We start from the raw sequence: 12,792 nt of genomic DNA, 5'->3' as shown, positions 1-12,792 counted from the left end.
TATTTTTTTGCCAGAGATTTAAAGGTTCTAAAGTATTAACTCAAAAAAAATATTTTTAATCTTGACCTTAAATAGAAATGATTCCCATTACCATAGCCGTTTTTACCGCTTCGGTAGTATTGGCTACTTTCATTTTTTCGATGATGTTTTGTCTGTGGCGACGCACGGTGTAAACCGAAATATTCAACTGACTGGCAATCTGAGAACTATTACTTCCTTTTGCTACCAATGTCAGGATTTCGAGTTCTCGTTTTGAAAGCAGGGTTTGCTGGTAATGTTTGTATTCTTCGGTTGCGATAATCTCTCCTGTTTCGATATTTACAATTTTCCCGTCGATGCCTAATCGCGGCTGAATATCTGCTGATGGTGCGTAAAGACATAACGCGAGCCAAACACTTCCATTACTGAAACTTTTAAGATAAATAGTCCTGTGATTGATATAAGCACAATTCTCTAATGTATTTTGAGTCCGAATCCTGCTTGAAGTACTGTATTTATGACTGTCCTGATAAGGTAATGTTTTTAGATATTGAAAATAGTTGAGTTCTAAGATATGGCGTTCGATTAAATCGTCAGGATGGATTTTGGTAAAAATACATTCTTCGAAAGCAGAATCGATTACGGAGTTTTCGGCTGGTAAACCAAATACTTTTCCGAAATTACCGGCATAGATATAACTGCAATCGGCCTGAAAATCGGATAAAACTGCTACGCACTGATCCAGGCTTACGTAACCTGCGACCAATTTTTTGAATGTTTCTATATCATTGCATTCTTCTATCGAAAATGTTTGTTCTAATAAAGTGGCTGATAATTGATTCTCGACGGATACATTTGACATAAACGGAATTAAAAATGGTTAATTTTACGTATTGTGGCTTCTGGTAAGCAATGGTATTTTTGATGAACTAAAATATAATTTTCTATTTAAAAAAAAGCACTTTATGAAATCAAAATTTTATGTTTTCTGCATTTTATCCGGATTGACTTTGTTATCGGCTTGCGGAAACAATAACTCAAAAGAAGTATCAGAAGCAACTTCAACAAACAACAAAAAAATCGATTCTGCCTTTGTAAACGGTAGTCCCTGCGATATTAAACTTCCTACTATTCATTTTACAAAATCTATTAATGGCGCTGATACTTTGGCGAAAGCCGATGCGAATGGCAAAGTAATTTTCCGCGCAGGCGAAAAGAAAGATTATTTTTCTGATCCTAATGGTGAATTGTCTAACAATACTGCTCCTATCCTGCTTTCGAAAGTTGATAATACAAAACCTTTTACTTTAATTGCCAAAGTAACGCCTGAGTTTACCGAGAAAGGATTGTACAATGCGGGTGTTTTATATATTTATGTGAATGATAATTTCTATCAAAAGTTTTGTTTTGAACAGGACGAGCGCGGCAATCACCGTGTGGTAACGGTGCGCACGATTGGAACTTCGGACGATAACAATCACGATGTTGTTAAAAACCCAACCATTTACATGAAAATATCATCTGATACGCGCACGGTGGCCAGCTACTATTCTTTGGATAAAAAAAACTGGCAAATGGTTCGTTTGTACAAAAACAATTATCCTAAAACAATCTGGATGGGAATTAGCACACAATGTCCTGTTGATAAAGGAACACAAAGTATTTTTGAAGAGATTACACTGGATCAAAAAAGTGTTACCGATTTTAGATTGGGGAATTAATTAAAAAATAAAAAGAGTTAAAGTGTTTACAGCAAACCTTTAACTCTTTTCTATAACTAAAAAAAGATATTTCTATTCGTTTAACGTTAAAAAATACTTCAACTTAGATTTTATTTTTTCGCGCTTATTATTGAGCAAATATATAGTATCCGGATCTTTTGATGAATAGCCATAAAATACCTGATTTGCTTCTGGCTTATCATAATTAAGGATATAAATTGTTCCGTCGGGATCTTTTTCTAATCCTCTCTCGAGATTATAATTTCCTGTTACTACGAACTTATTATTAGGTTCTTTGCCCTTATAAATGCTTGTTAATTCAAATGTATGGCCTTCTATTGTTCCATCACCCTGATAAATTTTCAAGATTGTTTCGATTCCCTCACAATCTGCACAAGGCAATATACCTTCATATACCATTACCTGTCCCACTACACTTTCTGTACTTTCATTATCGACGTTTTCTAATGGTCCCTGAATGTTTTCTTCTTTTTTATTCGAATTACAGGACATTGACAGAAAGGTAACAACTAACAACAATACTAACTTTTTCATGACATTATAGATATAAAAAAAGTAAATATAAGATTTTATTTGTATTTAATTATGTTGTATACTTTTAATTTGTAAAGCAAAAAATCAATAAAGAGAACCTTTAAGGCATTTCTTTTCAATAAAATTTTACTTTGAAATCATGAATCACAAGGACTTTTATTCTATTGATAATTTTCTGTTAATCAATGATTATTTTTTGTATTTGTATGATTTATATGATCAAGTTTTGTATTTTTATCTAAAGCAAATAAATAATATTTAACTAAAATAAAACTACATGGGAAAATTTGTAATTACTAAAAGAACCAATGGTGAATTCCAATTTAATTTAAAAGCAGGTAATGGCCAGACTATTTTAACCAGCGAAGGTTATACTACAAAAGCAGCTTGTACAAACGGAATCGAATCTGTAAAAACCAATTCTCAGGATGATGGTCGCTTTGACAGAAAAGAATCGAGTAACGGAAAACCGTATTTTAATTTAAAGGCTAGCAATGGTCAGATTATTGGCTCAAGCGAAATGTACGAAAGTGTTTCGGCAAGAGAAAACGGAATTGAATCAGTAAAGAAAAATGCTCCTGATGCAACTACAGACGATCAAACAGTATAATAAAATTTTATAATATAGAAAAAACGGGGTTATGCGACCCCGTTTTTTTTTATGACTATACTTAAGTTTTTTAAACTTCACAACTTTCTCTTTTAATGAGAAAGATCGCTATCCTTGTCGAACAAATAAATCCTGACATTCCTAAGGTTCTTTTTTGAAAATACGCCAAGAGAATCCGGTTTTCGGTTGACTATTTTTGTGGCGTAACCTTCTTTTCTTAATACTATTTTACAGATTTTATTGGGTTTTACCTGTATGCTAAAATACCCTGAACTGTCTGTTTCAGTTTGATTTCCGTTGCTGTCTATTTGTACATTTTTAATGGGATGTTCTGTATCATAATCGTAGACATAACCGGAAAAAGTATTGGTAGTGCAACTACAGAGTAGCAATACGAAAAGCATTAGGCTTATTTTTGATTTCATTTCTTAAAAAATATTCCCACCAAATTATATTGCTTTTATAGAATACACAATACCCACTTTTAGTGATTTTTTTTAAATTTTGAAGAAATAAAAAAGGGTGTCTGAAAATTTCATACACCCTTTGGTAAAATAAATTGATACAGCAACACGATAGTCACAGGACCTTCAAATTTGTCCGAAACGATCTTTGTAACGGCATAGTTCCTCTTCTGTTTTAAGTAATAATTTTTCCAGAAGCTTTATTTTATCTTCGTACAACCCTTTAAGAGCGGCACTATTATCTGAGTTAATCTGAATACTTCCGTTGTTGTTGCCTCTAACTTTATTGACATTGTTAAAATATCTCTGACTGTCAAAGCTAATAACATCTTCTACGCTAACTTCGAGAATACGGGCGATTTCGACCAACTTTACATAGGAAAGAATGGTTTTTCCTTTTTCAATTTTACTATAACCTGCCTGTGTAACTCCTAGTTGATCCGCCATATATTCCTGGGTATAATTTTTTAATTCTCTAATGCTTTTTATTTTATTTTTTATCGAAGTGGTCATAATTTTATTGGGGGTATTTTGTATAGCTAAAACTGACCGTTATTAAACTTTTAGTATTACAGCTATACTTTAAGGTTTAATTTCATACTACCACAATAGTAGGTTAATGTAATAGTGTGTGTTCATTTTTTTTTAGTTGTAATAAAGAAACCATATAGAATAGCCGCTGCCATTAAAACTAAATCGTAAAGGGAAATTCCTGATATTATCATTGTTTTAGTTTTATTGGTTCTTTTTTGTTTTCTGTAATAATCGGTTGAAATTGAGATTTAAAAAATGATCAATCTGCTTTCCTATTATAGAACGATCTAAACCATCGATTTTTACCTTGGTTTCTTTTTTATAAATATCTCTTACAATGACATAATATTCGAATTCGATGTCATTGTGAAATCTCAAAATAATAAGAATTGTATAGACTAATAAGGTAGGTCCTATGTAGTACAACTCAGATAAATTAGAGAAAACCATGCAATAATAAGCCAAAGCTGTTACTGCAATAAAAGCGCAATTTTCAAGAAGGTAAGTCTTCTTTTTTTTGAGTAAGCCAAGTTCTACAATCTCATTATAGCTGTACTGCCATCGATTAGATCCATACTGGAATTGAACTTGGTCATGAGTAAGGGTAAAGAACATAATAATTTGGGGGATTATTTAAAAAAAACATGTATTTATTGTAGTAAAGAATTACGGGAAACAGTTTAAAAAAACGATTTAGTATAATTATTTTAAAACAATATTCTTCTCCGCAATATTACGCATTATCTCGTTTTTTTTTCTTACAAACCCTCTTATAGAATATAACTAAAAGTTGTAATTAAATCTAAATTGTAAATTTTTACTTCGAATTAGCTATTCTTTGGCTACTATTTAGTTTATAAAAACTTTTTGGTATCCTACCTGTTTTTGAAGCGGATATAAAAAAAATAAGGACTATTTCTATCCAAAGAAATAGTCCTTACTGACCAAAATTAATATGTGAAATTATTTTATTGCCTTTATGCCCAAATGAGTTGGTAGTACTTGTTTAATAGTCCCATCCTGATTAAACTCTAGCTTGTCGATACAAACTTCACGATGAAAACCGCCCGCATCTCCCATTTTTATTCCTGTTGGATATGAAAATCGGTGGTAAACAATGTACCATTCGTCTTTATTTGGAATTTGCAAAACCGAATTATGTCCTGTTGCATAGATTCCCTCGGCTGGATTTCCTTGTATGACGATATTGTTTTTCGGGATTTCTATTGGTCCTAATGGCGACTTCGCCACTCCGTATCTCACTTTATAATTTGGGCTTCTGGTATCGTCTTCACTCCACAAGAAATAGTACTGTCCGTTTCGGTAGATTACATAAGTTCCTTCTCTGTAAGTGTTGTCTACCTGAATGATTTTAGTAGTTCCCTTTTTAAGTGAAATCATATCGGCATTCAATTCGGCTACAGCCATATATCCGTTGCCCCAATACAAATAACTTTTACCGGTTTTAGGATCTGTAAAAACATCAGGGTCAATTTCCTGTCCGTCTTTCACGCCTTCCGGCCTTGTGCTGACTAAAGCTTTTCCGCTATCTTTAAAAGGCCCTGTTGGATTGTCTGATGAAGCAACACCCACTTTTTGAGCTGCTGTAAAATAATAGAAATACTGGTATTTTCCTTTTATCTTTTTCTCTACAATACAAGGTGCCCAGGCATTTCTGTTGGCCCAGCTTACATCTTTTCTAAGATCTACAATAATACCTTCGTCTTTCCAGTCGGTTAAATTATCTGATGAAAAGGTTTTAAAATAATTACCTGACCAGCCATCGAATCCGTCGCTTGTTGGATAGATGTAATATTTCTTGGTTTTATTTGAATATAAAATCTCAGGATCAGCATAATAACCTTCCAGAACGGGATTATTGTTTATTTTTGGAAATTTTTCAGGCGTTCCCCATTTTGCCATTAATCTCTTTAATTCAGAACGCGTAATAGGCAAAATTGTTCCGTGACGAGGATTAAAGTCCATCGAAATATCATTATCAATTACCGTAAAATTCTCCAGATCTTTGGTTTTGGTAAACTGATATTTTCCTTTGGTATAGACATCATACATCAGGATATAATCCTCAGAATTGTTGAGTTTGAAAACGCTTGAACCTTCTACTCCATCCTGGGTTTGTTGCAAATAATTGTCATTTTCTATCCATTTTCCTGAAGTTAAATCTGTCGTTGTCGCCACTTTGATTCCTGCTTTTCCTCCTTCGGTTTTATAGAAAAGATGATAAACGCCATCTTTTTCTATAATATCGCCATCAATACAAGCTCGCTCTGATTTTGGTACAAACAATAATTTTGGAGCGCTTTCAAGAGCCGTGAAATCCTTATTGGCGTAAGCGTAATAAATTTTATCCGGACCTCCTGCATATTGCAAACTAAAGTACACTAAATATTTTCCTGCTTTAGCATCATAAATAGTTTGTGGTGCCCAAACACGTTTCAGGTTTTCATTTCCAGGAAAAGTAGTTTGAATGTTTACTACGTTGCTTTCCCATTTTACCAAATCGGTACTTTTAAGTAAAATCATGGCGCGATTACTGTCCCAGCCTTTAGACGAAGTCATATCGGTTAAAACCATATAAAATGTTTTGCCATCATCGCCACGCAAAATATGCGGATCACGAACTCCTCCGGTTGAACTGATTGTTTTACTATCGATCACTGGTTTGTTATTATTTAAATGGTAATAATGATAACCATCGGCGCTTATTGCATATCGCACAGCTTCTTCTTCGACAGTATTTCCGGTAAAGTACACAAACAAATAAGCGGTTAAATCTTTATCGGCAATTACTGGCAGGGTTCCTTTTGGGGTATTCTGGGCTTGTAAAGAAGAAAATAGCATTAAAAATAATACAAGACTAAAATGTGTTTTTCTCATTATTTTTTTGCTTTTAATTGATACAACACTGAACTATGCGGTTTTAAAGTTGATGAAATTGCTGTTGATGAAACGGCTGATTTCTCGCCTGTCCATAAATTAGTTACCTGAGCTGAACCTGAAATTCCAAGATCTGATAAATCTACTGAAATCGTTTCTGTTGCCGTATCCGAAATGTTAAACAATGCCAGATAAACACTTCCGTCTTTCGGATTTTTTGAGGTTACCGCGATTTTACCGTCTTTCTGGAAAAGTTGTTTTACATCGGTGCTTTCGTTGTGCATTTTTACCACTTCTTTATTGGTTAATAATGACAGAGTAAAGGCATCATTACTTGGTAAATCTCCACCAAAAAACAACGGGGATTTAAAAATATTAAAGAAAGTAATTAAAGTATATTGTTCGTCTTTTGTTAATCGCGACATTCTGTCTTCGCCACGTTCTCCTCTTAAAGAAATACGTCCAAGCGGAATCATATCGCAATCTGGCCATGTTCCTGGCGCAATGTACGGATACCATTTTTCGCTTACTTTCATTAAGTGTGTAATGTGTGGCCATGTGTCCCAAACATCATCTACCATTCTCCACATATTGGCGTGAGTCGTTACGTGCGGTGCGGCTTCGATTGGTGTTTCGCCCGGCGAAGTGCTCAATACAATTTTACGTCCACATTTATCGATCGCATTTCTTATTAAGTTAATTTCTCCTTCGTGGTAAGGTCTTGATAAATCATCGATTTTAATAAAATCTACGCCCCATTGTGCATACAATTCAAATAACGAATCGTAATATTCCTGTGCTCCGGGTTTGTCTGCAACAACGGTATAATTGTCCTTTAACCATTCGCATTGTAATGCTGTTGAGTAAATCTGATCAGCTGTAATTGCGTTTGTACCTTTTATTGGCAATTTGTCTTCAACGGCTTTTTTAGGGATGCCGCGCATAATATGAATCCCGAATTTTAATCCTTTTTTATGGATGTAATCCGCCAAAGGTTTAAATCCTTGTCCGTCTTTTGCAGATGGAAAACGATTTAAAGCCGGCAAATATCTTCCGTATTGATCGATTACATAACGCGGATCTGTTTGATTGTATCCTCCTGCTTTGTCATTTTCTACAAACCATCTAATGTCTACAACCACATATTCCCAGCCAAATTTTTTCAGGTTTTTTACCATATAATCGGCGTTGGCTTTTACTTCGTGTTCTTCTACTGTAGAACCGTAGCAATCCCAGCTATTCCATCCCATTGGCGGCGTTTGTGCCCATTGTTTGAATTCGTCTTTTTTGAAAGTTGTTGTTTGTGCATTCGTAGCAACTGATGCTAAAACAACGCCTATTGCCAGAGCAATTGTATTTTTTATCTTCATTTTATTTTAAATAAATGTAAATATTACACTTTAAATATAATAAACTTTTTTATATCTGTATTAAAAATTAGACCTGACCGGTTTTAAAACTTGTCAGGTCTCTGTTGACAATCTTTAGGTGTCAATTTATTTTGCCACAGATTAAAAAGATTACAATGATTTTTAATCTGTTTTATTAGCTCCTGCGGAGCGATATATCTATAAATATCTCGTCCCGCTGGGACTAAAAAATTAAATATTCCATCAGACCAGATAGTCCCGAATACTCGGGATTAAAACCTGTCTAATCTCTGTTTCCGATTTTCTTACTTCACGTTAATCGTAACGTCAACCGGTTTCAACCATTGACTTGTAAATGTCACTTTTATAAGCTTCGCTTCTCCTGTTGCCTGAATATAGGCTGCAATATGACCGTGAAAAACTCTTTGTACATTATCTGTATAATCGGTCATGTCGCTGTTGTTTCCTGCTTCCAATCCTAATAAAATTCCAGGTCCGCTAATGGTACAGGTAACTTCATTGTCTGAAAGCATTACAGGTAAACCATTTTGATCTTTCACCTGAACCATAATTTTAGCTACTCCTTTGTCTTTGGTAATGGTGATATCTTTCTCCGCAATTGTCAATTCAACTGGTTGCTGAGTTGTCGAAATAGCATATCTGCTCACTTCTTTATCGTCTTTGCTTAAACCAATTGCTTCTAATTTTCCTGAAGCAAACGGAATATCCCAATAAATAATTCCGGTTTTTTCGTCGTAAGCTTTCGTTTCTCCCACTACTTTTCCGTTCAGTTCTAAACGTGCTTTTGCAGCATTGGTATACACTACTACGCGAATTTTTTCACCTTGAGTGTAATTCCAGATTGCCCAGGCATCTTTAGAAACGTCTTTTACATCTTTTAACGGATAAGTCCCGATATAGGTCATTGGTTTATCTGACCATAACGACTGACGGAAATATCCTCTAGGTTTGATTACTCCGGCAAAATCTACTAATCCTGAATAAAAACCTCTTGAAGGCCATCTTCCTGATTCACCTAAATAATCGATTCCTGTCCACAAGAATTGTCCGAAAATATGTTTGTTGTTTTTAACCGCCAGCCAAGGTTCCATATCGTGAACATTTTCACTCCCGAAAATAACTCTGTTTGGATATTTCTCGTGGTCTGACTGGTATTTACTTTCGGTATAATTGTATCCTGTAATGTCTAAAGCGCCCGGATATTCGGTTTCATTAGACATGGCAACTCCGGCTAAACCAGCAGTTGTAGGACGTGATTTATCGTATTTTTTTACTGCCGCAACCAAACGTTTAGCAATGGCTCCAAGACGCATTGCATCTGGTGCATCTTTTTTATAACCTCCGTAATTCGCTTGTCCAAAACCTTCTTTTCCTTTGTCTAAAACCGGGTGAGAATAAGGATCATTTGGATAATCTACTTCGTTACCAATACTCCATGCAAAAACCGATAGATGGTTTCTGTCACGACGTACAAAATCTTCTAAATCTTTTTCGGCAAAATCGGCAAAAATATCAAAGGTTCCTTCGAATCCCGGAGTTCCGTAATTCCAGCCTTCCAGCCATTTACGTTTAGGAAATTCCCATTCGTCATACGCTTCATTTAAAACCAATAAACCTAACTCGTCGCAAAGTTCATAAAAAACAGGCGCTTGCGGATTGTGACTTGTACGGATTGCATTTACACCAATTTCTTTTAATGTTTTAAGTCTTGTTTCCCAAACTTCTCTTGGCACTGCAGAACCTAAAACACCTGCATCATGATGCAAACAAACCCCTTTCATTTTCATCCATTTTCCGTTTAATGCAAAACCATTGTTGGGATCGAATTTAAAGTCTCTGAAACCGGTTTTGGTTACCGTTTCATCAATTTGTTTTCCGTCTTTAAAAACGGTGGTTTTAAGCTGGTATAAATTTGGATTCTCTAAATCCCATAATTGTGGATTTTTCACATTTATTGTAGTCGATATCTTTCCGTTTTTATTCGCGGCCACTTCTACTTTTGAAGAAGATTTTCCAACCGATTTTCCATCTTTTGAGATCAATTCGTTTACAACCGTAAGACTTGATTTTGCAGCTGAACCATTTTCAACTTCAACCTCAACATTTAGCGTTCCTGTTCCTTTTTTTACTTCCGGATAAGCGTAAACTCCCCATTGTGCAATATGAACCGGATTTGAATATACCAACCAGACATCACGGTAAATTCCTGAACCTGTATACCATCTTGAATCGGCACTCTGACTATGATCTACACGAACCGAAATGATATTTTCTCCACCATAATTGACATACTGAGTCGCATCATAAGCAAAAGAAATATAACCGTTTGGACGTTTCCCTAATGAATGTCCGTTGATGAAAACTTCGCTTCTGTTGTAAACGCCTTCAAAATACAAATACACTTTTTCTCCTTTTTTATTCTGAGGAATCGTAACTGATTTACGATACCAGCCAATTCCGCCAGGCAGGAAACCAGTGCAACTTGCCAATGTTGGGCTCAATTGTCCTTTTACGCTCCAGTCATGCGGAACATTTACCGATTGCCATTTGCTATCATCGTAAGTTTGTTTTTGAGCCTCAGGAGTATCCTGAAGATTGAATTTCCAATTGTCATTGATTTTCTTTGAATCTCCAAACGAGATCTGACTGAATGCAGACAAACACGAGAAGAGTAATACGGGTAGTAAGATCTTTTTTGTAAACATTTTTTTAAAGGTTCTAAGTGGCTAAGAATCTATCCCGAAGCCTCGGGACTTAGCTTTTTGTTATTGTAAATTTGTTATTTTTTTGTTTCAGGTTGAACTGTGACTGTAAACTGCGACTGAAAACTAATACTCAAGCTCCCCAACAAACGTCACTATCGATTTTGCGGGAATTTCCAGATTGTCAATTTTTTGATTATTTGCTCTTTTTAAATTCGAAGTATCTGAAGTCACATAAGGCGTAAAATCATTGTTTTTTACTGTTCCTTTAGATAAATTGAATTTGTATTGCTGCGCTGATTTTCCGCAGTTTACGGCCACTACAATTAGCTTTTTGTTGGCTACATCTTTGTAAGCAGTCAACATGACATCGTTTGCTGCTTCGAGATCATTTTGGTTGGGAACATCCACTCTAAGCATTCCCGGACGTACAAACAAAGAGTAATTTCCTAAAGCCCAAAGTAGTTTCGAATCGTGAAATTCTCCGTCATTCTTTACGTAATCCGGTGCTGTTCCTCCGGTGCTTTTTCCGTCATCAAGATAGATCAAACCGTCTTTGTAATCGACACGGGTAATCGATGTCCACCATTGCCATGAAGCGGCATTGGCAACTGCAATGTCATTATGAATTAAACGCCCGACAAACAAAGCAGTCTGCATTCCTAAATCCCTTCCTCCGCCTGAACCTCCCGGTATTTCAGCTTCTCCCGGATTTTCTAAAATACAATATTCCGATTGCCAGTATTTTAATCCCGGATTTTGTTTGATGTTGGCAGCAATTAATTTTCTGCTTAATACTTGTCTTTCAATTGGCCAGGTCGTAAAATAACTATGTCCTAAAATAACATTTTTTACGTTTGGGAATTTTGAAACGTTTGTTTTTGTTTTTCCAAAGAAATAATCTATTTGCTTGTCGCGGTCTTCGCTATTTACATTTTCATATAAATAATCAATTTGAGCGGCTTCGGCAATTACGATTTCTGTGCTCATTTTATGGGCTTTCAGTTTTTCCGAAAGTGATTTCGTCAGATCGTAAATTTCTTTGTTTGTAGCCGGAGTTCCTTCCTGACTGTTGGTATCGCCGCTTTTAGGCATCCACTCCCATTGCGGTTCGTTGATCGGGCTTACATAATCGAATTTAATTCCTTCTTTCTTTTCCAACCCCTGAATACTTTGAACTAGAAAATCGGCAAATTTTGGAATTGCACCATCTTGTAGATTCAGTTTATTCTTTTGAGAAGCAAAAGATAATCCGTTTCTGGTCATATAAACCGGCGGACTATTAGTGAAAATCAGGAATTTTTCGACACCACGTTTTTTTGCCGCCTGCAGGAACCATCTTTGTCCTTCTTGTTTATTAAAATCATAAGTACCATCTGCCTGCAAAAAAGATTCGCTTCTTCTCCATTCGTCCGAAACTTTACTTTTTTCACCTTGTTCTGTACTTCCCGCACCAAGATTAAACCTCCAGATCGAAAGTCCGATTCCTTTTGGATTTCCCTGTGCATCGATTTCTTTGCTAAAAAGTAAATCTGCAATAGCATTCTTTTTTTGTTCCGGCCAATTTTTACCCACAAACTGGCATCTCCAGGCATCAGAGCCTCCAAAACCGTCCATGGTTTGTACTACATTATCAGTGCTAATGGTTACGGTTCGCTGTGCAAACGACAGCGAACTCGCGACCAATAAAAGCGAGATGTATACTTTTCTCATTATTTTATTCTTTGTAATTTTTAATCTAGTTTTTTCACAATCTTGTCATTTCGACGGAGGAGAAATCTTCACAAGTAGCTCGACAAAGATTATCGCCTTTGATTGTAGAGTTACTTACGGAGATCCTTCGTCCCTCAGGATGACAAAACCGGGGTTATTACTTTGCAGCTATCAACTTTGTCAAAGTTTAAAACTTTGACAAAGTTTTGCGTGGTCAACCACAAT

11 protein-coding genes are annotated in these 12,792 nt (G+C 35.5%); 2 read left to right on the top strand and 9 right to left on the bottom strand.

The features are described from left to right. Positions 1-67 precede the first annotated feature (67 nt). Positions 68-841, bottom strand: coding sequence for a response regulator transcription factor (locus FLACOL7796_RS06995; protein ID WP_173970096.1), 774 nt, complete (start codon positions 839-841; stop codon positions 68-70). A gap of 103 nt (positions 842-944) precedes the next feature. On the opposite strand from FLACOL7796_RS06995, the gene FLACOL7796_RS06990 reads away from it, so the two are divergent. Further along, positions 945-1,700 (top strand): DUF1349 domain-containing protein, encoded by a 756-nt coding sequence (locus tag FLACOL7796_RS06990; RefSeq protein ID WP_173970095.1) that lies wholly within the window; start codon positions 945-947, stop codon positions 1,698-1,700. A gap of 72 nt (positions 1,701-1,772) precedes the next feature. Here FLACOL7796_RS06990 and FLACOL7796_RS06985 read toward each other — a convergent pair whose 3' ends face one another. Further along, positions 1,773-2,255, bottom strand: coding sequence for a copper resistance protein NlpE N-terminal domain-containing protein (locus FLACOL7796_RS06985; protein WP_173970094.1), 483 nt, complete (start codon positions 2,253-2,255; stop codon positions 1,773-1,775). 277 nt (positions 2,256-2,532) lie between these two features. Here FLACOL7796_RS06985 and FLACOL7796_RS06980 point away from each other — a divergent pair, with 277 nt between their 5' ends. Beyond that, positions 2,533-2,865, top strand: a complete 333-nt coding sequence (locus tag FLACOL7796_RS06980) for a YegP family protein (protein ID WP_173970093.1) — start codon at positions 2,533-2,535, stop codon at positions 2,863-2,865. 92 nt (positions 2,866-2,957) lie between these two features. Here the strand turns inward: FLACOL7796_RS06980 and FLACOL7796_RS06975 are convergent, their stop codons facing one another. From FLACOL7796_RS06975 to FLACOL7796_RS06945, 7 genes are all read right to left on the bottom strand, one after another. Continuing rightward, entirely contained in the window at positions 2,958-3,290 is a 333-nt protein-coding gene (locus FLACOL7796_RS06975) for a carboxypeptidase-like regulatory domain-containing protein (protein WP_191408326.1), read from the bottom strand. A 165-nt stretch (positions 3,291-3,455) separates the two neighbouring features. After that, positions 3,456-3,842: a helix-turn-helix transcriptional regulator gene (locus FLACOL7796_RS06970; RefSeq protein ID WP_173970091.1), complete on the bottom strand. Its 387-nt coding sequence runs from the start codon at positions 3,840-3,842 to the stop codon at positions 3,456-3,458. 222 nt (positions 3,843-4,064) lie between these two features. Continuing rightward, on the bottom strand, positions 4,065-4,478 hold the full coding sequence (locus FLACOL7796_RS06965) for a hypothetical protein (protein WP_173970090.1): 414 nt from the start codon (positions 4,476-4,478) through the stop codon (positions 4,065-4,067). 348 nt (positions 4,479-4,826) lie between these two features. Next, positions 4,827-6,761, bottom strand: coding sequence for a family 43 glycosylhydrolase (locus tag FLACOL7796_RS06960; RefSeq protein ID WP_173970089.1), 1,935 nt, complete (start codon positions 6,759-6,761; stop codon positions 4,827-4,829). Further along, positions 6,761-8,131: a glycoside hydrolase family 27 protein gene (locus FLACOL7796_RS06955; RefSeq protein WP_173970088.1), complete on the bottom strand. Its 1,371-nt coding sequence runs from the start codon at positions 8,129-8,131 to the stop codon at positions 6,761-6,763. The genes FLACOL7796_RS06960 and FLACOL7796_RS06955 overlap by 1 nt, the downstream gene beginning before the upstream one ends. A gap of 305 nt (positions 8,132-8,436) precedes the next feature. Continuing rightward, entirely contained in the window at positions 8,437-10,857 is a 2,421-nt protein-coding gene (locus tag FLACOL7796_RS06950; protein WP_173970087.1) for a sugar-binding domain-containing protein, read from the bottom strand. Positions 10,858-10,980: 123 nt separating this feature from the next. Next, positions 10,981-12,567 (bottom strand): glycoside hydrolase, encoded by a 1,587-nt coding sequence (locus tag FLACOL7796_RS06945; protein WP_173970086.1) that lies wholly within the window; start codon positions 12,565-12,567, stop codon positions 10,981-10,983. Positions 12,568-12,792: the final 225 nt, after the last annotated feature.

The sequence above is a fragment of the Flavobacterium bizetiae genome, from assembly GCF_902804475.1.
In the GTDB taxonomy this organism is placed as follows: domain Bacteria; phylum Bacteroidota; class Bacteroidia; order Flavobacteriales; family Flavobacteriaceae; genus Flavobacterium; species Flavobacterium bizetiae.
The sequence above is the reverse complement of the archived record's forward strand: the minus strand, read 5'-3'. Positions and strand labels throughout refer to the sequence as shown.